At 63.1% G+C, this 19,804-nt stretch carries 20 protein-coding genes and 1 pseudogene; 10 read left to right on the forward strand and 11 right to left on the reverse strand.

Annotated features, from left to right (window positions below; all coding sequences use genetic code 11):
• The first annotated feature begins 105 nt into the window (after positions 1–105).
• A complete protein-coding gene (locus tag ACWTU7_RS13825) occupies positions 106–2,775 on the forward strand; it encodes an ATP-dependent helicase (RefSeq protein ID WP_455840334.1) in 2,670 nt (889 codons plus the stop codon).
• A gap of 13 nt (positions 2,776–2,788) precedes the next feature.
• Here ACWTU7_RS13825 and ACWTU7_RS13830 read toward each other — a convergent pair whose 3' ends face one another.
• From ACWTU7_RS13830 to ACWTU7_RS13850, 5 genes are all read right to left on the reverse strand, one after another.
• Complete coding sequence (locus ACWTU7_RS13830; RefSeq protein ID WP_455840333.1) at positions 2,789–3,838, reverse strand: ABC transporter permease; 1,050 nt, start codon at positions 3,836–3,838, stop codon at positions 2,789–2,791.
• Positions 3,835–4,632, reverse strand: coding sequence for an ATP-binding cassette domain-containing protein (locus ACWTU7_RS13835; protein ID WP_455840332.1), 798 nt, complete (start codon positions 4,630–4,632; stop codon positions 3,835–3,837). Before ACWTU7_RS13835 ends, ACWTU7_RS13830 begins: the two co-directional genes overlap by 4 nt.
• A gap of 89 nt (positions 4,633–4,721) precedes the next feature.
• A complete protein-coding gene (locus ACWTU7_RS13840; RefSeq protein ID WP_095518637.1) occupies positions 4,722–5,735 on the reverse strand; it encodes a substrate-binding domain-containing protein in 1,014 nt (337 codons plus the stop codon).
• A 103-nt stretch (positions 5,736–5,838) separates the two neighbouring features.
• A complete protein-coding gene (locus ACWTU7_RS13845) occupies positions 5,839–6,747 on the reverse strand; it encodes a sugar phosphate isomerase/epimerase family protein (RefSeq protein WP_455840331.1) in 909 nt (302 codons plus the stop codon).
• Positions 6,744–7,778, reverse strand: coding sequence for a Gfo/Idh/MocA family protein (locus ACWTU7_RS13850; protein ID WP_455840330.1), 1,035 nt, complete (start codon positions 7,776–7,778; stop codon positions 6,744–6,746). Before ACWTU7_RS13850 ends, ACWTU7_RS13845 begins: the two co-directional genes overlap by 4 nt.
• 197 nt (positions 7,779–7,975) lie before the next feature.
• Between ACWTU7_RS13850 and ACWTU7_RS13855 the strand changes: the two genes are divergently transcribed.
• The 4 genes and pseudogenes from ACWTU7_RS13855 to ACWTU7_RS13870 all read left to right on the forward strand — a co-directional run bounded on the left by ACWTU7_RS13855 (position 7,976) and on the right by ACWTU7_RS13870 (position 10,251).
• The gene (locus ACWTU7_RS13855; RefSeq protein ID WP_455840329.1) at positions 7,976–9,001 is read left to right on the forward strand and encodes a LacI family DNA-binding transcriptional regulator; all 1,026 of its coding nucleotides are present in this window, start codon (positions 7,976–7,978) and stop codon (positions 8,999–9,001) included.
• Between the two features lie 230 nt (positions 9,002–9,231).
• Positions 9,232–9,468: pseudogene (locus ACWTU7_RS13860) on the forward strand (hypothetical protein); the annotation flags it as partial.
• 33 nt (positions 9,469–9,501) lie between these two features.
• Complete coding sequence (locus ACWTU7_RS13865) at positions 9,502–9,648, forward strand: hypothetical protein (RefSeq protein ID WP_455840328.1); 147 nt, start codon at positions 9,502–9,504, stop codon at positions 9,646–9,648.
• A gap of 27 nt (positions 9,649–9,675) precedes the next feature.
• A complete protein-coding gene (locus ACWTU7_RS13870) occupies positions 9,676–10,251 on the forward strand; it encodes a TMEM175 family protein (RefSeq protein ID WP_065010296.1) in 576 nt (191 codons plus the stop codon).
• Positions 10,252–10,359: 108 nt separating this feature from the next.
• On the opposite strand, the gene ACWTU7_RS13875 is transcribed toward ACWTU7_RS13870, so the two are convergent.
• Positions 10,360–10,641, reverse strand: a complete 282-nt coding sequence (locus ACWTU7_RS13875) for a hypothetical protein (protein ID WP_029351415.1) — start codon at positions 10,639–10,641, stop codon at positions 10,360–10,362.
• A gap of 134 nt (positions 10,642–10,775) precedes the next feature.
• Here ACWTU7_RS13875 and ACWTU7_RS13880 point away from each other — a divergent pair, with 134 nt between their 5' ends.
• Entirely contained in the window at positions 10,776–11,642 is an 867-nt protein-coding gene (locus ACWTU7_RS13880) for an SDR family NAD(P)-dependent oxidoreductase (protein WP_287104904.1), read from the forward strand.
• Between the two features lie 3 nt (positions 11,643–11,645).
• On the opposite strand, the gene ACWTU7_RS13885 is transcribed toward ACWTU7_RS13880, so the two are convergent.
• From ACWTU7_RS13885 to ACWTU7_RS13895, 3 genes are all read right to left on the reverse strand, one after another.
• Positions 11,646–12,074, reverse strand: coding sequence for a low affinity iron permease family protein (locus ACWTU7_RS13885; RefSeq protein ID WP_165778411.1), 429 nt, complete (start codon positions 12,072–12,074; stop codon positions 11,646–11,648).
• 83 nt (positions 12,075–12,157) lie between these two features.
• Positions 12,158–12,799: a DapH/DapD/GlmU-related protein gene (locus ACWTU7_RS13890; RefSeq protein WP_455840327.1), complete on the reverse strand. Its 642-nt coding sequence runs from the start codon at positions 12,797–12,799 to the stop codon at positions 12,158–12,160.
• Between the two features lie 72 nt (positions 12,800–12,871).
• On the reverse strand, positions 12,872–13,366 hold the full coding sequence (locus ACWTU7_RS13895; RefSeq protein WP_455840381.1) for a CreA family protein: 495 nt from the start codon (positions 13,364–13,366) through the stop codon (positions 12,872–12,874).
• 203 nt (positions 13,367–13,569) lie between these two features.
• Between ACWTU7_RS13895 and ACWTU7_RS13900 the strand changes: the two genes are divergently transcribed.
• Positions 13,570–14,148, forward strand: coding sequence for an SCO family protein (locus ACWTU7_RS13900; RefSeq protein WP_455840326.1), 579 nt, complete (start codon positions 13,570–13,572; stop codon positions 14,146–14,148).
• Positions 14,149–14,212: 64 nt separating this feature from the next.
• Positions 14,213–15,085 (forward strand): 50S ribosomal protein L11 methyltransferase, encoded by an 873-nt coding sequence (locus ACWTU7_RS13905; RefSeq protein WP_455840325.1) that lies wholly within the window; start codon positions 14,213–14,215, stop codon positions 15,083–15,085.
• Positions 15,086–15,120: 35 nt separating this feature from the next.
• On the opposite strand, the gene ACWTU7_RS13910 is transcribed toward ACWTU7_RS13905, so the two are convergent.
• The gene (locus ACWTU7_RS13910) at positions 15,121–15,306 is read right to left on the reverse strand and encodes a hypothetical protein (protein WP_455840324.1); all 186 of its coding nucleotides are present in this window, start codon (positions 15,304–15,306) and stop codon (positions 15,121–15,123) included.
• Between the two features lie 267 nt (positions 15,307–15,573).
• On the opposite strand from ACWTU7_RS13910, the gene ACWTU7_RS13915 reads away from it, so the two are divergent.
• Positions 15,574–17,418 (forward strand): aminopeptidase P family protein, encoded by a 1,845-nt coding sequence (locus ACWTU7_RS13915; RefSeq protein WP_455840323.1) that lies wholly within the window; start codon positions 15,574–15,576, stop codon positions 17,416–17,418.
• Between the two features lie 50 nt (positions 17,419–17,468).
• Here the strand turns inward: ACWTU7_RS13915 and ACWTU7_RS13920 are convergent, their stop codons facing one another.
• Entirely contained in the window at positions 17,469–18,506 is a 1,038-nt protein-coding gene (locus tag ACWTU7_RS13920; protein WP_455840322.1) for a LacI family DNA-binding transcriptional regulator, read from the reverse strand.
• Positions 18,507–18,776: 270 nt separating this feature from the next.
• Between ACWTU7_RS13920 and ACWTU7_RS13925 the strand changes: the two genes are divergently transcribed.
• On the forward strand, positions 18,777–19,784 hold the full coding sequence (locus tag ACWTU7_RS13925; protein WP_455840321.1) for a sterol desaturase family protein: 1,008 nt from the start codon (positions 18,777–18,779) through the stop codon (positions 19,782–19,784).
• Positions 19,785–19,804: the final 20 nt, after the last annotated feature.

Consider the following 19,804-nt stretch of genomic DNA (forward strand, 5'->3'; position numbering starts at 1 on the left):
CAGCTTGGAGATGTGTTCTACCGGATTTGTAAGTTCCGGCCTGGATCGAGAACAAAACGGAGACACTTCTGGCCTTTCGCTGCCGAATCACTACATTCGGGGACAATGTCCGGCTTTTCGGAAGATATGCCTTTTTTTGACGAACCGAACGCGCGGCCCACGGCCCCGTCCGGCATCGCCGCGCGCGCCATGGCTGCCCGCAGCGGCCACACCAAGGCGCCCGACTATCTGAACGGGCTCAACCTCGAGCAGCGGCTGGCGGTGGAAACCACCGAAGGCCCGGTTCTTGTGCTGGCCGGCGCCGGCACCGGCAAGACGCGCGTCTTGACCACCCGCATCGCTCACATCCTCGCCACCGGCAAGGCTTTCCCCTCGCAGATCCTCGCCGTCACCTTCACCAACAAGGCGGCGCGGGAGATGAAGCAGCGCATCGGCATGCTGATCGGCGAAGGCAATATGGAGGGGATGCCGTGGCTCGGCACCTTCCATTCGATTGGTGTGAAGCTGCTGCGCAGGCACGCCGAACTTGCCGGGCTCAAATCCGACTTCACCATTCTCGACACCGACGATGTCGTGCGCCTGATCAAGCAGCTGATCCAGGCCGAAGGGCTGGACGACAAGCGCTGGCCGGCCAAGCAGTTCGCCCAGATGATCGACAGCTGGAAGAACAAGGGGCTTGGCCACGCCGACATTCCCGAGGGCGACGCCCGCGCCTTCGCCAACGGCAAGGGCCGCGAGCTCTATAAGGCCTATCAGGAGCGGCTGAAGACGCTGAACGCCTGCGACTTCGGCGATCTCCTGTGCCACCCGATCCGCATCTTCCGAGCCAATCCGGACGTGCTGAAGGAATACCATAAGCGCTTCCGCTACATCCTTGTCGACGAATATCAGGACACCAACACCGCGCAATACATGTGGCTGCGCCTGCTGGCGCAGCGGCCGGATGCCGGACGTGCTTCAACGTCGACAGATCTGCGATCGGCCGAAGGCCGCAAGCCCGACCGGGCGCCCGAGCCGTTGCGAGGCCCGCGCGGAGGGCCCGCGCCGGCAGGCGCGGAACAGCCCGTGAGCGAAAACAAAGTAAACATCTGCTGCGTCGGCGACGACGACCAGTCGATCTATGGCTGGCGCGGGGCCGAGGTCGACAATATCCTGCGCTTCGACAAGGATTTCCCCGGCGCCAAGATCATCCGGCTAGAGCGCAACTACCGCTCCACCGCGCACATCCTCGGCACCGCCTCCCACCTCATCGCCCACAATGAGGGCCGCTTCGGCAAGACGCTGTTCACCGAAAAGGTCGCTGAGGACGACGAGAAAGTGCATGTCCACGCCGCCTGGGATTCCGAGGAAGAGGCCCGCGCCGTCGGCGAAACCATCGAAGCCTACCAGCGGCAGAAGCACAATCTCAACGATATGGCCATTCTTGTCCGCGCCTCCTTCCAGATGCGCGAGTTCGAGGACCGCTTCGTCACGCTCGGTCTCAACTATCGCGTCATCGGCGGCCCCCGCTTTTACGAGCGTCTCGAAATCCGCGATGCGCTGGCCTTCTTCCGCGTCGTCGCGCAAGGCGCAGACGACCTCGCTTTCGAGCGCATCGTCAACGTGCCGAAACGCGGCTTGGGCGAGGCCACCATCCGCCAGATCCACGACACCGCACGGGCGCTGCGCATCCCGATGCTGGAGGCGGCGGCAAAACTTGCCGAGAGCGACGAGCTGAAGCCGAAGCCGCGCGCGGCACTGCGCGAGGTATCGGCCAATTTCGAGCGCTGGCAGAAGGCGCTGGAAACCACGCCGCACACCGAGCTCGCCGAGACCATTCTGGAGGAGAGCGGCTACACCGACATGTGGAAGAACGACCGCTCGGTTGAAGCGCCCGGTCGGCTGGAGAACTTAAAAGAACTGATCCGCTCCATGGAGGAGTACGAATCGCTGCGCTCCTTCCTCGAACATGTCGCACTCGTGATGGACGCCGAGCAGAACGCCGAGCTCGACGCCGTCAACATCATGACGCTGCATTCGGCCAAGGGCCTCGAATTCGAGACGGTGTTCCTGCCTGGTTGGGAGGAAGGTCTTTTTCCACACCAGCGTTCCCTCGACGAGGGTGGCCGCTCCGGGCTCGAGGAGGAACGCCGCCTCGCCTATGTCGGCCTGACCCGCGCCAAGAAGAACCTGCACATCTGGTTCGTCTCCAACCGCCGCATCCACGGCCTGTGGCAGTCGACCATCCCGTCGCGCTTCCTCGAGGAATTGCCGGAAGCCCATGTCGAGGTCGCAGAGGGCGGCAACAGCTACGGTGGTTACGGCAATTCCTACGGCGGCGGTTCTTTTGCCCCGGGACGTGGTGGCCGGCAGAACCCCTATGGCGCGTCGCGCTTCGACAATGTGGGCGGCAATACAGGCGGCACTGAGAAATCCGGCGCCTTCTCCAGCACCTATGCGACGCCGGGCTGGCAGCGCGCGCAACAGAACCGCACCGAGGCGACCGACCGCAACTGGGGCTCGCGTTCCGGCCACCAGGTCGAGCGCATCGGCTATGGCGAAACCGACAGTGGCTATGGCGCCGGCCGCACCTCGATCAAGGGCCGCACCATCGACGGCGAGCTGGTCGCCAAATCCGTCGCCGACAAGCCCTCGGCCTTCAATGTCGGCGACCGCGTCTTCCACCAGAAATTCGGCAACGGCAATATTTCGGCCATCGAAGGCAACAAGCTGACCATCGACTTCGACAAGGCCGGCCAGAAACGCGTGCTGGATGGGTTTGTCACCGGCGTGTGAGCGTCGGTCCCGTTCAGCGATAGCGCGCCTGGTTCCACTTGTGCCCGAGCAGCGACAGGATGATGATCAATCCGTTGAAGAACTGGACGTAGAAGCCGCTCAGGCCAGCCGCCACGACGCCGGTCTGGATGAACGACACGGTGACCGCGCCAATCGCACCGCCGACGACCGTGCCGATGCCACCCCAGGTCGGCGTGCCGCCGACGAACACCGATGCCAGCACCGGCAGCAGGTATCCGTCGCCAGCCGTCGGCCACCAGGTGAAGTTGATCATCACCGAAAACGTGCCGGCGATCGCAGCGCCAATGCCAACGAAGACGAACACCTTCACCCTGACGCGCTTGACGTCGATGCCCATCTGCTGGGCGCTGTCGGGATTGTCGCCGACCACCTTGACCTGCGCGCCGAAGCGATGCCGGTTGTAGAGCAGCGCCGACAGCACGACGAAAGCGATGGCCCAGAAGATCTGCACCGGGATGCCATAGAGTTGGCTGGAGAAGATCTGGTAGGCCCAGCTGTCGGCGAGGCTAGTCAGCGCCGTCGACCTGCCCTCATTGATGATCTGGATCAGGCCGCGCAGCAGGAAATTCATGCCAAGCGTGGCGATCAGCGACGACAGCCCGCCATAGACGACCAGCGACCCGACCAGGAAGCCGAGCAGCGTGCCCGTGGCGATGGCGGCGGCAATGCCGAGGAACGGGTCGTAGCCGGCCTGCACGACCAGCGCGAACACCCAGGAAGCAAAGCCCATTGTCGCCGGAAACGACAGGTCGATCTCGCCGCAGGTGACGACGAACACCAGCGGCACCACCACGAACAGCGCCACCGGCAGCGTGGTGAGCACGGAACTATAGAGGTACCAGGTGGTGAAAACGGTCGGATTGGCGATTATGAACACCGCCATCATGACGATGAACACGGCAAGCGTGCCGAGCGCGGCGCGGTTGTCGAGGATGAAACCGCGCAGCCAATTGTCGGATGGATGTCTCCACTCTTTCCCGGCGGCCTCATTATGCGTGCCGCCGAGGGGACTCTTCAGATCGGGTTCCATGGTCTTGCTCATCGCGCCGCCCTCCCCGCATCGCCGGCCTCGTGCAACCCGGGCAATCCGCCGGGGTGGGCTAGGTCTTCCATGAAGTTGATCAGGTCTTCGGCCGACTTGACCTCGCCGCGGCCGGCGGTGAACGCCACCTTGCCGCGGTCGAGCACCACGAAGCGATCGGCAATGTCGAAGACATGGTGGATGTTGTGGCCGATGAACAGGATCGAGCGCCCGCTCGCCCGCACCTGGCGCACGAAGTGGAAGACCTTGGCGGTCTCGGTCAGCGACAGCGCCGTCGTCGGCTCGTCGAGGACAATCAGCTCAGCCTTCTTGTAGATGGCGCGGGCGATGGCCACGCCCTGGCGTTCGCCGCCCGAGAGCTGGCCGACGATCGAGTGCGGCGTGAAGACTTTCGAGGTGAAGCCGATCTCGCGCATCAGCCGGCTCGCCTCCTCGATCTCCTTGTTGACCTTCAGCCAGCCCAGCCAGCCGGTGAGTTCGCGGCCCATGAAGATGTTGCGCACGATCGTCTGCTGCACGGCGAGCGCCCGGTCTTGGAACACCGTCTCGATGCCGGCGTCGCGCGAGCGCGCGGCGCTCCATCCGGTCACCGGCTTGCCGCGCACAAGGATTTCGCCGCTGGTCGGCTTGACCACGCCCGACAGGATCTTGATCAGCGTCGATTTGCCGGCGCCGTTGTCGCCGATCAGGCCGACGACCTCGCCACGGTCGATGCTGAGATTGACCCCGCCCAGCGCGTAGACCTGACCGTAGGACTTGCTGATGTCGCGCAGTTCGATGATGCGTTCGGCCATCGGATCCTCGCTTGATTGTCGCTTACCGGCCTTTTCCGCCGGCGGTCCCGCCGGCCGGGGTCGATCCCGGCCGGCGGCGGCTTGGGAGGTCAGCGCAGCGCCTGCTTGGCGAGTTCGGCGACGATCTCGTAATTCTGCGGCGTGACGAAGCCGGCACCGGTGTCGACATTCATCGGCGCCAGACCCAGCACCACCTGCTGGCAGAGGCTGAGGATCGGCAGATAGCCCTGCAGGAAGGGCTGCTGGTCGGCGGTGAGCTGCACCCAGCCGCCCTTGAAAGCTTCGACGATCTGCGGGCTGGTGTCGAAGCCGAAGTTGAAGATGTCGCCCGGCTTGCGTCCAGCCGCCTGCATGTAGGTGGCGACGTTGCCGAGCATCTGGCCGCCGGGATAGCCGACCGCCTTGACGTCGGGATTGTTGAGCAGTGCCGCCGTGAGCACCGGAATGGCCAGATTGGGATCGGAAGCCCATTCGCCGCTCGGCGGCGAGGGGAGCTGGATGACCTCGACGCCGGCCTCCTTCAACACGGCAACCGTGCCGCGCTCGCGCGCGCCGCGGGCCTCGTTCTCGAAGGGGCCAATCATGATCGCCTTGTCGCCGGCCTTGAGCCCGGCAAGCTTGAGCGCTTCGGCGCCAAGCGCGCGGCCCTGCTGCTCCTGCTGGGCGCCGACATAGCCGCCGCCGAACGCCGCCACCACCTTCGGCACCGGCACGTTCTGGTACATCATCTTGATGCCGTCCTTGTGCGCCTGTTCGGCGAGCGGCATGATCGAGGCGTCACCAGGATGGCCCATCATGGCGATGCCGCCGGGCTTGACCGCGACGGCCTCGCGCAGCTGCTGCACCATCTTTTCGGCGTCCCACTGGGAGAAGATGTAGTCGACCTTCGGTCCAAGATCGGCGGCCGCCTGCTTGGCGCCATTGTAGACGATGGTGCCGAAGGCGTCGCCCTCGGCGCCGCCGACGAAGAAGCGGATATGGACGTCCTTGCACCACTGGGCGTCGAGCGCCTGCGCCGGCAAGGTGGAGATGGCGGCGGCGAGCGCCGTGGCGGCCGCCACGACGGTCGAGCGCAGAACGGTCGTTCTCATCGCGATGCTCATGCACGTTCCTCCCATTGTTCCCTCGCAAGCCGAGGGGTTTCGACGAATGCTTCGGCTTTTCGCCGCAAAGCTTCACTGACCGGCCCTCCCGCCGGCCGGATTCTCAAGCTGGATTTGGCAGGTAGCTGGCACCTCCCCGGCATTGCTTGAGGAAATCCAGCGCCCGCACCTGGCCGGTAATCTCGAGGTCGCCGCGATAGACCGGGTCGTGCCAGCCTTCGATGTCGATGGCACCCTTGTATCCGGCCAGCCGCAATTCGCTGATCACCCGCGTCCAGTCGCTGTCGCCGAAGCCGGGCGTGCGCATCTGCACGAATGGCAGGCGGCCGAACACGCCATGCTCGCGGATCACGTCCCAGCGCACCGTCGCGTCCTTGCCGTGGACATGGAAGATGCGCGGCGCCCATTTGCGGATCTGCGAGATTGGATCGATCAGATAGACGAGCTGATGGCAGGGTTCCCATTCCAGGCCGAGATTGTCATCGGGCAATTCGTTGAACATCAGCTCCCAGGCGTCCGGATTGTGGGCGATGTTCCAGTCTCCATCAGCCCAGTTGCCGTCCATCGCGCAATTCTCGAAGGCGATGCGCACGCCCTTGTCAGCGGCGCGTTTGGCCAGCGGTTCCCACACCTCGCGGAAGCGCGGCAGGCTGTCGGGCAGCGGCTTGCCGCGAATGCGGCCAGTGAAGCCGCTCACCATGCCGGTGCCGAACAGATGCGCATGGTCGATGGCCGTTTCCCAGGCATGAAGCACGCCGCGATCGACATCGCCGCTCTCCAGCGGATTGCCGAACACGCCGAGCGAGGAGACGATGACGTCGGCGTCGCCGATCGCCTCCCGGATCTGGCCGGCCAGCCGAGGAAGGTCCTTGCCGCCCAGTGTCTGCCAGAAGAACGGCTGTATGCTCTCGAAGCCGAGCGGCAGAATCTGTTTGATGTAAGCCGCCGGGTCATCAAGGTTGGCCCGCACCATGGTGCCGATCCTGATGTCGAGCAGCGGGTTTGGCATCATGATCCTTCCTGTGCAGCGATGGCGACCCGGCGCCCGGTCTCGGCGCTCTCGATCGCAGCGAAAACCATGGCCAGGCTCTTGATGTTGTCGGAGCCGCGCGTCTCCGGCTCGGTGCCGGTCTCGACGGCGCGGACGAAATCCTGGATGATGCCGAGATGGCCGCCGACGCGATCGGCCGGGTCGAGCGACGGCACGGCTATCGGTTCGGTGCGGTCGAACAGGCCTTCACGGACCGGCTGCACGATTTCCGCCTTCAGCCCGTCCTCGCCGTCCCAGACAATGCTGCCGCGCTCGGCGACGATCCGCCATGTACTGTCCCAGCTGGTGCGGAATCCGGCCGCGCACCAGCTGCCGGCATAGGTGAACAGCTTGCCGCCGCCTAGGTCGAAGCTTGCGGTTGCCGACGACCCTTGCCGATACCAGGAATTGGCCGGCTCCCACTCCTGGCAATAGACACCGGCCGGCTCGCCGGCCACCATGTAGCGGGCGGCATCGAATGTGTGGATCGCCATGTCGAGCAGCAGCACATGGCGCATCTCCTCGCGAAAGCCGCCGAAATGCGGCGCGACGAAGAAGTCGGCGTGGATGCTGGTCGCACCACCAATGGCGCCGGACTCGAGAAAACGCCTGATACGCCTGACATTGGCGACGTAGCGGCGGTTCTGGATGACGGCGTGCACGCGCTTTGCGCGCCGGGCGGCTTCAACGATGGCGCGCGCATTGTCCGGGCTGTCAGCGAGCGGCTTCTCGGTCAGGAGATGGCAATGATGGGCAAAGGCTGAAAGCGCGACGTCGCGCCGGGCCGCGGGAACCACGACGTCGAACACCGCATCGGGCCGGGTCTGGTCGAGCACGGCGTCGAGGCTGGTTCCGATAACCGCGCCGGCAAGCTCGTATTCGCGCGCCCTTGCCCTCGCCCGCTCGGCGTCAAGGTCGACAAGCCCGACAATGGCGAGCCCGGCGACCTGCCTGGCTGCATCGAGCCAGGCCTTGCTCATCGCGCCGCAGCCGACCAGGACGACATTCATCATCCAGCGCTCCTCCTCCGCTCGGCCCCTCCAGACCGATCGTCACGGCATTCACGGCATGACCGTAAACGTTTTTCCGTAAACGTTTACGAGAACACACCCGAAGGCGTAGAATGTCAATTGGCCGCTCCCGAAAATCACCTTGATCACCTTGGCCCGGAGAGCAGCCGGTGCTAGCCAAGCAAGGGGAGAACTGTCCTTTGGCGTCCAGCATTCACGACCTTGCGCGTCACCTGAACATTTCGATCGGTACCGTGTCGCGCGCGCTCAACGGCCGTGCCGACGTCAATGCCGACACCCGCCAGCGCGTGCTCGATGCAGCGGCAAAGCTGAACTATTCGCCGAACCAGTCCGGCCGCAGCCTGCGGCGCGGCGCCACCCACTCGATCGCCTTCATGCTGCAGCCGCATCCAGGCGACCAGCAATATGGCGAACCGTTCTTCATTCCGTTCCTGACCGGGCTGCAGGCCAAGCTCGCCGAAAGCGGGCTCGACCTGATCGTGGTGATGGGCGCGCCGGGCGACTACCAACAGGAGCGCCTGCGCCGGGTGGTCGAGACGCGCCGGGCCGACGCCGTGGTGCTGGCCTATACGCGTCGCGAGGACGAGCGCATCGATTACCTGACCAGGGTCGGCTTCCCATTCGCGACGCTCGGCCGCAGCCGCTCCGGCGGCAAGACCTATCCGTCGCTCGACCTCGATTTCGAAAAAGCCGGGGCCGACGCGGTCGACCGCCTGGTGGCGCGCGGCCACCGCCGCATCGCCGCCATCCGCCCGTCTCTCAACCTCAATTTCGGCTACCTGTTCCTGGCCGGCTATCGCAAGGCGCTGCGGCGGCACGGCATCGAGGTCGACCCCGGGCTGATCGCGAAAGGCTTCATCAACGAGGCCGGCGGCGACGCGGTGACCCCGCAGGTGATGCGCTCCAAGGACCCGCCGACCGCCATCATCTTCAACAATGACGCCATGGCACTTGGCGGCTGCAAGGCGCTGGCCGAGATGGGCATCAGGCCGGGCCGCGACATTGCGGTGATCGTCATCGTCGACACGCCGCTCTGCCGCTATTTTTCGCCGGCACTGACCGGCTTCCGCCCTCCCCTGGAGCCAATGGGACGGCGCCTTGCCGAAATGTTGCTGGCGTCGATCCCGGCCTTCGCCGGCCCTGAGGGGGCCCGGATCATCCGCGAGGTCTGGCCGCTGGAGCTGATCGCACGAGACAGCGATTGACGATGGCCTTCCCCCTCGTTGTTGTGAAAAGAAATACCTGAACGAAGTGAAGGCGAATGAGGGGTGTTGGAAAAAATCCAACGCATCAACGACAAGGGCGAACTCGGTCGCTTCGGCCTGCACAAAAGCGTTGGGCACCGACCGCAAGAGAAAGATCTCAATTGCCCTCTACATCGCCGCCATCCCGCTGGCCTTCGTCAATCAGTGGATCGGCGTCGCGCTCTATATGCTATGGCGCTGGCCGCACCTCCATCAAGGGCCGCACCATCGACGGCGAGCTGGTCGCCAAATCCGTCGCCGACACGCCATCCGCCTTCAGTGTCGGCGACCGCGTCTTTCACCAGAAATTCGGCAACATTTCGGCCATCGACGGCAACAAGCCGACCATCGACTTCGACAAGACCGGCCAGAAACGCGTGCTGGACGGGTTCGTCGCGGCGGTGTGGGACATTTGCCCAGCCGCCTGAAACGCTCAAAACCCGCTCCGCAATTGGCGCACCATGCACATGATCGAGGACCGGCCGGCTGCCGGCGAGCCGCCGGACAGCGGCCTCGGCGTACCGCGCCAGCGCGCATCTGTCGCCGGAGACGCCGAGCGGCTGAAAGACAGTGCCCAAGCCTTCCCTACAGCCCCTTCGCTCGCCTAGGATGAGCCAGGCACAGCAGGAAGAATCATGGGCAAGGGACGGGTCGAGGCATTTACCGATGGCGTCGTCGCCATCATCATCACCATCATGGTGCTGGAATTGAAGGTGCCGCACGGCGAGGATTTTTCAACCCTGGCGCCACTATGGCCGGTCTTCCTCAGCTATGTCTTGTCCTTCATCTATGTCGGCATCTACTGGAACAATCTGCACAACATGTTCCACACCGTGCAGCGCGTCGACGGCCGCGTGCTATGGGCGAACCTCAATTTGTTGTTCTGGCTGTCGCTGATGCCGGTCACCACTGCCTTCATGGGCGAAAACCATTTCGCGCCGGTTCCGGTCGCCGTCTACGGGGCCGAACTCGCGCTGTGCGCGGCCGCCTACATCATCCTCGCGGTCATGCTGCATCGGTTGCACAGCAACGATACCGCCTTTGCCAGGGCGCTGGGCAGCGACCGCAAGGGAAGGATCTCGCTGGCCCTCTATATCGCCGCCATTCCGCTGACCTTCATCAGCCAGTGGATCGGCGTCGCTATCTACGTCCTGGTCGCCATGATCTGGTTCGTGCCGGACAGGCGCTTCGAACGGGTGATCGAAAAATAGGCCTGCTGGAGCATTTTGCAGCCAAGTGGAATCGCTTGGCGTCGCACAAATGCGGCTAAAACAAACAGATAGAGCGGGATGCGCCATTCAATAAGAATGCGTTCCGCTCTAGCCTCGCATCGCCTTCAGCTTTTCCGCCACCGAGGCCGCAAGGTCGGCATAGCGCTCCTCAAGCCGCTCGGCCGCCTTGATCACCGAAAAATCATGACCGAATTTCTCCAGCGCCATGCGCAGCTTCTCGACAAATTCGGCTTGCTTTTCGAGCGCCGAAAACAGCGTCTTCACTTGCGCTTCGCTGATGTCGGGATTGGCAAGCATTTGCGGCACCTCGCGGCTCATCTGGTCGCCGGTGGCGGTCTGTTCTTTCAGGATCTCGATCCAGTCGGTCAATCGGTAATCTCCTTCTTACGCGGACAGCATGCGCAGCGCCTGCCGATGTGGTCAACCCAAGGACGCCAAAGCGGGCTTGCGCGAGCCCCGCGCCGCGTTAAGTTCGGCGCAACTTGAACGAGGACGCTATAGCCATGACCACCGATGCCGAAATCCAGAGCGCTTTGCCTGCCCTTGCCTCCGGCAACGTTGCCGTCATCACCGGCGGCGCCAGCGGCATCGGCCTTGCCGCGGCCAAGCGGCTGGCGGCGATGGGCCTGAAAATCGTGCTGGCCGATATCGGCGGCGCGCGGCTCGATGAGGCTGCCCGCGCCGTTGCAACGATTGCCGGCGACAGCGCGGTGCTTGCTGTCGCCACCGACGTTTCCAAGCCCGACGAACTCGACCGGCTGGCCGAAAAGGCGTTCGGTGCCTTCGGCGGCGTGTCCCTGTTGATGAACAATGCCGGCGTCGGCAACAATCCCGGCAAGCCTTGGGAAAACCGCGACGCCTGGAAGCGGCTGCTGGACATCAATTTCTGGGGCATCGTTCATGGCGTCGAGGCCTTCACACCGCGCATGCTGGCGACCGGCAGGCCGGGCCTGATCGTCAACACCGGCTCCAAGCAAGGCATCACCACGCCGCCCGGCAACCTTGCCTACAATGTCTCCAAATCAGGCGTGAAGACCTTCACCGAAGGCCTGGCACACGCGCTGCGCAACGAGCCCGGCGCAAAAGTTGCTGCGCATCTGCTCATTCCGGGGTTCACCTATACCGGCCTGACCGAAGGTGCGACCGAAAAACCCGCCGGCGCCTGGACCGGCGAGCAGGTGATCGACTTCATGCTGGCCGCGCTGGTGCGTGGCGACTTCTACATCCTGTGCCCCGATAACGAGGCGACACGGCCCATGGACGAAAAGCGCATGGCCTGGGCGATCGGCGACATCATCGAAAACCGCCCTGCTCTGTCGCGTTGGCACCCGGACCACAAGGAAGCGTTCGCGGCGTTCATGGAAAGCTGACGCTCACGCCGCATGCGTCTTCGAGCCGGGCTTTTGAGCCGCAGCTTTCTTGACCGCCATATCGGCGACCTGCCGGTCATGCCGCTTCGCCGCGCGCTCACATTTTTCGCGGATCTCCTGAACCTCGGATTCGGTCAGATGCTCGATACCGATAAAGCTGTTTTTGGCTTTGCTGACCCGGATCAATTCATCGAGCTTCGCCTGGATCGCGGCGCCATCACGGTTTTGGGTATTCTGGATGAGGAACACCATCAGGAAGGTGACGATCGTCGTGCCGGTATTGATGACGAGTTGCCACGTATCGGAAAACCCGAACATCGGTCCGCTTGCCCCCCACGCAACAATGATCAGGAAACAGACGGCGAATGTCGACGGCAGACCGGCGAGATGGGCAACGTAGTTGGCGATCCTGGTGAAAAGCTTCTCTATCATGGCAGGAGAAACAACCAGCATCCGCTCCGGGTTCCCTTGCACGGAGGGATTTCACGGACATAGCCGTGCACGCGCCCGCAAGATCAGGGTGTTTCGTTATCCCAGACGTCGAGGAAGGCCTCGATGGACAGCGTCTGCATGTCGGGGACTGCCTTGGCCAGTCTCTCGGGCGGCCAGTCCCACCAGGCGAGGCTTTCGATCCGCGCGGCGACGTCCGCCGCGAAGCGTTGGCGCAATTGCCTGGCCGGAACGCCGGCGACAATCGCGTAGGCAGGTACGTCGCGCGTCACAACAGCGTTGGCGCCGACGATCGCGCCATTGCCGATGGTCACATCAGGCATGATCACCGCGCCATGGCCGATCCAGACGTCGTGGCCGATGCTGACGGACTTCGCCCGCCGCCTTTCCCGAAACGCCCCGTCGACGCCCAGCCAGCGAAAATATTCGTTCGGGCGATAGCTGATCTTGTGCTGGGTCACCCGCTCAATCGGATGCTCCAACGCGTTGATGCGGCTGTTGGCGGCGATCGAACAGAACTTGCCTATGGTCGTGTAGATCGCCTCGGCATGACGTTCGAAATAGGAGAAGTCGCCGACCGATACCTCGCGCAGGATGACCCGCTCGCCGATCGAGGCGTAGCGCCCGAGCTTGCACGCCTTCAATTCCGCTGTCGGATGGATGCGCGGCTCAGGATCCTTGGGGACAAGATTTTCGGGACGATCCATCCCCGCGGCTTTACGCCCGAGCGATTGGTCCCGCAAGCGGGACCGATCGTCCGTCAGGGCAATTGCGGTCGCCTATTTCGGCTTGCCGTTGGTCCACACCACGTTCTGCCCGTAGAGCGGCACGGTGGTGACCGACATTTTCGCCGAGCCGTCCTGCACCTGGCGCGAATGCGACAGATAGATCAGGGTGTCGTTTGCCTTGTCGTAGATGCGGTTCACCACCTGTTTCTTCCAGATCAGGCTGATGCCTTGCTTGAACACCTCTTCGCCGGCCTCGCTCATGTCGATCTCGCCGATGGTGATCGGCCCGGTCTGGCGGCAGGAGATCGAGGAATCGGACGGATCTTCGAACCAGTTGCCCTTCTGCAGGCGGTCAATCATCCCGCGTTCGAAATAGGTGACGTGACAGGTCACGCCTTCGACCTTCGGATCCTTGATCGCCTCGACGATGATGTCGTTGCCGAGCCAGTCGACGCCGACCTTGCCGACCTCCTGAGCGGCGGCTGCGCCGGCACCGACGACGAGGCATGCGGCCAAAGCGCCGCCGATCAGTTTTCGCCCAATCAGTCTTTGCAAGGGGAGCCTCCTGCGGTTTCGAGTTTCGCCGATCTCAGGTGGGACGGGCGGAAGCGCTTTGCAAGCGGATCACCTTTTGACAGGAAAGCCGGTTGCGGCAACGCGACATCTTTGCGCGGATGGGATCAAACCGTTAAGTGTTCGCCAAACAAGCTCCATGGCGCCCCAATGAAAATCGCGACGGACACCAATTGATGATGCGTTCAATACTGGTCGGCATTCTCGTCCTGATGGCAGCAGGCATCGGCTGGCTCACCTTCGACTGGTACCGCGGGCATTATGGCGGTGAGCCGTTCGGCGCGCCGTTCACGCTGGTCGACCAGAAGGGCGCCCCGATCACCGAGGCTGCGTTTCGCGGCCACCCTAGCGTCGTCTTCTTCGGCTTCACCCATTGCCCGGAAGTTTGCCCGACCACACTGTTCGAACTGGCCGGCTGGCTAAAGACGATGGGTGACGACGGCAAGAACCTGCGCGCCTATTTCGTCTCGGTCGACCCGGAGCGCGACACGCCGGAAATCATGAACGCCTATATCAGCAACTTCTCCGACCGCATCCTCGGCATCACCGGCGACCCCGACAAGGTCCACGCCATGGCCAAATCCTTCGGCATATATTCGAAGAAGGTCGATACCGGCAACGGCGACTACACGATGGACCACACGGCTTCGGTGCTGCTGCTCAACGACCGGGGCGACTTCGCCGGCACCATCGCTTATGGCGAAAGCTCGGAGACCGCCATCGCCAAGCTCAAGCGGCTGGCGGCGGAAGGCTAGTGCATGATCCCGAAAGTGGGAACCGGTTTTCGGATAAGATCATGCTCAAACAAGACCATCGTTGATGACCCAAACGCGGCTCTATTTCACCACTGGAAAGCTCGAGGCCGACCGTATCTTCGCGGCGTTCGAAGCAGCCTTCGAAGACGAGGGTCTGCCGATTGCCATCCTCGAAATCGATGAGGACCGCGACATCCACGAAGTGTCGCTCTATGCCGACGGCGATGTCGACGCCGTCGAAGCTCGTGTGAGAGAGATCCTTGCCGGGCTTGTCTTGTCGAGGCCGATTGCGCGCGAGCCCGTGCCTGATATCGACTGGGTGACGCGTTCTTTGGAGGGACTGAAGCCGGTGCGTGCCGGCCGTTTCTTCGTCCACGGCGCGCATGACCGCGGGAAGCGCCACAGTGGCGAACTCGCCATCGAGATCGAAGCGGGCCTCGCCTTTGGCACCGGCCATCACGGCACCACCGCCGGCTGCCTCGAAATGCTGGAACAGGTCGTGCGGCGCGAGCGCCCGCGCAACGCGCTCGACCTCGGCACCGGCAGTGCGGTGCTGGCCATCGCGGTGGCCAAGCTCGCCCATATTCCGGTGCTGGCGACCGACATCGATCCGGTCGCCATAAAGGTCGCCGCCGCCAATGCGCGGCTCAACCACGTCAAGGCGCTTGTCGAAACGGTGACGGCGCGGGGATTCCACCATCCCATTTTTGCCGCGCGCGGCCCCTTCGATCTCATCGTTGCCAATATACTGGCACGGCCGCTGATGCGGCTGGCGCCCGAAATGGCAAGGCATATCGCTTTGGGCGGCTCGATCGTGCTGTCAGGTATCCTCGACCGACAGCGCGACGCGGTGATTTCGGCCTATGTCGGCCAGCAGTTCCGTCATGTCAGGACGTTGCATCGCGAAGGCTGGGTGACGATTCACCTTAAGCGGTGAGGCCCAGCACTTTCAAACGCAGGCCGTAAATTCGCTCAGACGTAGCGCGACCTTGCCGCCTTCTTCAGTTCTTCGCGATCGTAGCCGTTCGCCTTCAGCGTTTCGTCGTCAAAGGCAAGCAGAACGCCGCTCACATAGCGGCTCGCTTCGCGCTGGCGTGCTTCGATGAGAGCATTCACAGCGCTTCTGAGAAATCCGCGTCTGGCTGAAATCGTGGACATGATGGTCTCCTTTGCAGGGCAATAAGACTCGTTCCTCCACGTCGAAAACGTAAGGTCTGCTGATTTATTTGAAAATCGCTGATTCTGCATGGCGTCTATGCGCAAAAGCGATGCTCTGACCAAGCCCCACCGATTGTTAGGCGGCTGACGCTGTAGCACTCTGATCTTGCGCTGATTTTCTCCGGATCGAAGATCGGCGTAGCAAAAGTCGATTCCGATTTTCGGGGTCATGCGCTACGGTCGCGCCAACATCCGAGGAGAGGCCATATGTTCCAGACCTTTGATTCCGCCGGCGACCCCGCCGTCGGCAAGCCGCGTGTTGCGTTGCTCCGTCAATGGCTTGCGGCCAACGGGCTGGATGGCTTCATCGTGCCTCGTGCCGACGAGCATCAGGGCGAATATGTCGCCGACCGCTCGGCGCGGCTAAAATGGCTGACCGGCTTCAGCGGCTCGGCCGGCGTCGCCATCGTGCTCGGCGACCGTGCTTTCATGTTCGTCGACGGGCGCTACACGCTGCAGGTTCGCCAGGAGGTCGATCTCGACATCTTCTCGATCGAAAGCCTGGTCGACAATCCGCCCCCCACCTGGATCAAGGACAATCTCGGCAAGGGCGTGCGGCTTGGCTTCGATCCGTGGCTGCAGACGATCGGCGACGTCAAGGCGCTGAAAGCTTCGGCCGAAAAATCGGGGGCGACATTGGTGCCGCTCGAGAAGAATCCAATCGATGCCATCTGGAAGGACCAGCCCGAACCACCGCTGGCGCCGGTCGAGCTCCATCCGATCGCGTTTGCCGGCGAACTGGCCAAGGACAAGCTGGCACGGCTGGCCGAGGCCATCGGCAAGGATGGCGCCACCCATGCCGTGCTGACCGACCCGTCCTCCATCGCCTGGGTCTTCGACATCCGCGGCGGCGACGTGCCGCATACGCCGCTGGCGCTCGGCTTCGCCGTGCTCGCCGCCGACGGGTCGCACCTGCTTTTCATGGACCAGCGCAAGTTTTCGCGGACCGTCGCGGCATATCTGACGCAGCTCGCCGAATTGCACGAACCCAGTGAATTCGAAGCGGCGATCGCAGGATTGGCCAAGGGGGGCGCAAGAATCGCGCTGGACCCGGTGCTGGCGGCGGAGAAACTGAGAATGCTGGTCGAGGACAATGGTGGCACCGTCATCACTGCACCTGATCCTGCCCGCATTCCACGCGCGACGAAAAACCAGGCCGAGATCAACGGCGCCCGCGCCGCGCATCGCCGCGATGGCGCCGCCGTAGCCAAGCTGCTTTGCTGGCTCGACCGTCAGGAACCCGGCAAGCTCGACGAGATCGCAGTCGTCACCAAGCTCGAGGAGTGCCGCCGCAGCACCGGCGAGGAAACGCAGATGCCGCTGCGCGACCTGTCCTTCGACACCATCTCGGGCGCCGGTCCGAACGGCGCCATCATGCACTACCGTGTCTCCCGTGCCACCAGCCGAAAGCTTCAGTCTGGCGAGCTGTTCCTGCTCGATTCCGGCGGGCAGTACCAGGACGGCACCACCGACATCACCCGCACCGTGCCGATCGGCAAGCCGACCGAGGAAATGCGCGAACGCTTCACATTGGTGCTAAAAGGCATGATCGGCATTTCCATGCTGCGCTTTCCGCCGGGCACGCGCGGCTCCGAGATCGATGCTGTGGCGCGCCTGGCTCTATGGAAACACGGTTGCGATTTCGCCCATGGCACAGGCCACGGCGTCGGCTCCTATCTGGCAGTGCATGAGGGCCCGCAGCGCATCGCCAGGACCGGCACCGAAAAGCTGCTGGCAGGCATGATCGTTTCCAACGAGCCGGGCTACTACAAGGAAGGCTCTTACGGCATCCGCATCGAGAATCTCGTCCTGGTGACGCCGGCCGAGCCGATAGAGGGCGGCGACATCGCCATGCACGGCTTCGAGACACTGACACTGGCGCCTATCGACGTCAGGCTGGTGCGATCCGACCTTTTGACGCGCGACGAGCTGCATTGGCTCGACATATACCACGCCCGCGTGCTGGCCGAGATCGGACCAATGCTCGACGGCGAAACGCTGGCCTGGCTGGAAAAGGCAACCGCACCACTGCCTCACGATGCAAAGATCTGAGTTTTGAAAGGCGTCGGGCCACCGGGTTGCCGATCTCGGCAAATTGCCGGCTAGATATTCTCGCGAGTGTATATTTCAAAGGGCAAGATGGTGGTGAAGTTGCCGCTCTCATTCGGGGCGGAGACCGCACGGACCATCCCTGCCAGCGCTTCCTGCGCGATGCGGGCAAGCGGGTGCGAAATGACAAAGGTCAGCGTCCCGTCGAGCAACGCCGGGCGGGTCGAGTCCATCAGCTCATAACCGACGACGACGAGGCTGCCGGCCCGGCCGGTGGAGCGCAGTGCCGCGATAGCGCCAGTGATGCCACCGCCGGCGACATAGAGACCGGAGAGATCCGGATTGTCGTTCAGCAGCTTCTCGGTCATCTCCTGCGCGATGGCGCTCGATTCGAAGGTCAGCAGCGGCTCCAGCAGCGTGAAGCCCGGCGCATGCTCGCGGAAATAGGAGCGAAAGCCGCTCTCGTTCATCTCCTGGCAGCGGTAGCGATGATTGCCGACGAGGATGCCGAGCTTGCCGGGCGCGCGACAGACATGCTCGAAGACCCAGGCCGCGGTGCGCCCGACCTTCCAATTGTCCAGCCCGATATAGCTGGCATGGCCCGTCGCCGATATCTGCGAGATCAGCGCAAAGACCGGCACGTTGCGGGCATTGAGCGTATCCACCGCCTGGGTGACGAGTGGATGGACCGCGGCGACGACGCCAACAGCGTTGCATTCGGCGCCCAAGGCCAGCATGCGCGAGGCGACGTGCTGCGGCGACAAATCGTCCAAAAACTCGGTACGCAGCTCTATTTCGCAGTCGGGCATCGTTGGCACCGCCGCACGCAGCGCCTCGGCAATGTTGCGGTAGAAGGCCCGGCCGGGCTGATGCAGCAGGAAGCCGAACCTGAAGCGCGGCCGGGCGGCCGCCACACGGCTGCGCAGCGCCCCCATGCCATAGAAACCGATCTGCTCCGCGGCCAGCATGACATGCTCGCGCGTACCCTGACGGACGGCGCCCGAACCACTCAGCACCCGGTTGACCGTGGCCACCGAAACATTCGCCTCGGCGGCGACGTCCTTGATCGTTGGCCGCTTGCCTTGATCCATTCCGTCTCATCAGCGTGTAGCAATTGATACAAAGATATCATTCATTAGGCAATCCTGAGATGAATGATACAATCATTTTGGAATAAACATTCTATTCTTGATTCATTTTGGATCAAGATGTTTATCTCAACAAAAGCAAGCAAGGCGGAAGCACCGCCGGCCCAAGGATAGCAACAGCACAGCGCAGAGACGTTCTGACTCTCCGCCGACGGCGGGGAGAGGCCGCGTGCGTGTGCGGGCCATCCCAGGGCGTTGCGAGTGGAGTTCTGGATGGACGATCTCAAATACGGCGTGCGCGACAAGCGCGGCGACTGGAAGCCGAACGGGCGCATCGAGGTCGTTCCGTTCTGGAGCTGGCCGCCTAAGCTGCCGAAGATCCTAGCTTGGCTGCCTGGCTATTTCTGGCCGTGGAATGCCTTCCACATGGCCACCGCCCTCCTCTACTGGTTCTATATCGTCCCTGGCATCGAGACGATAAAGACCATCAATTGGCGCTGGGCGCTGTGGCTCTACGCCGTCAACGCTTGCGCCATCTTCGTCTTCTACGGCATTTTCGAGCTGCGCTATTATATCAAGCGCGCGCAGGCGACGCGCTTCAAATACAACCACAAATTCCCCGCCGATGCGCCCTCCGACGTCTTCTGGTTTCAGAGCCAGAACCTCGACAATTTCCTGCGCTCGTTCTTCATCACCATCCCGTTGTGGACGGTGGTTGAAGTCGTCTTCCTGTGGTGCTTCGCCAACGGATACGTCCCCTGGGTCAGCTGGCAGGATCACCCGCTCTACCTCGCCGCGCTGGTGCTGATCGCGCCGGCCATCCACGAGGTGCACTTCTTCTTCATCCACCGCCTGATCCACTGGGGGCCGCTCTATCGCTGGATCCATTCGGTCCACCACAATTCGATCAACCCCTCGCCCTGGTCGTCGCTGTCGATGCATCCGGTGGAAGGATTCCTCTATCACGCGGTCGCCTTCTGGCAGCTGGTCATCCCGTCCAATCCCATTGTCGCGCTGTTCCAGTTGCATGTTGCCGGCTTCGGCGCGGTCAACGGTCATCTCGGCTTCGACAAGCTAGAGGTGACCGAGGACAAGGCCGTCGAAAGCCATGCCTACGCGCACTACCTGCACCACAAATATTTCGAGGTGAACTACGGCGGCGACGGGCTGATCCCGCTCGATAGATGGTTCGGCACCTGGCACGACGGCACCAAGGAGGGCGACGCCATGATGGACGCCCGGTTCAAGAAAAAGCGGGAGCGTATGAACGCCAGGGCATGACCCGGCGAACCATCGATCAC

The sequence above is a fragment of the Mesorhizobium sp. BHscii genome (genome assembly GCF_053848065.1).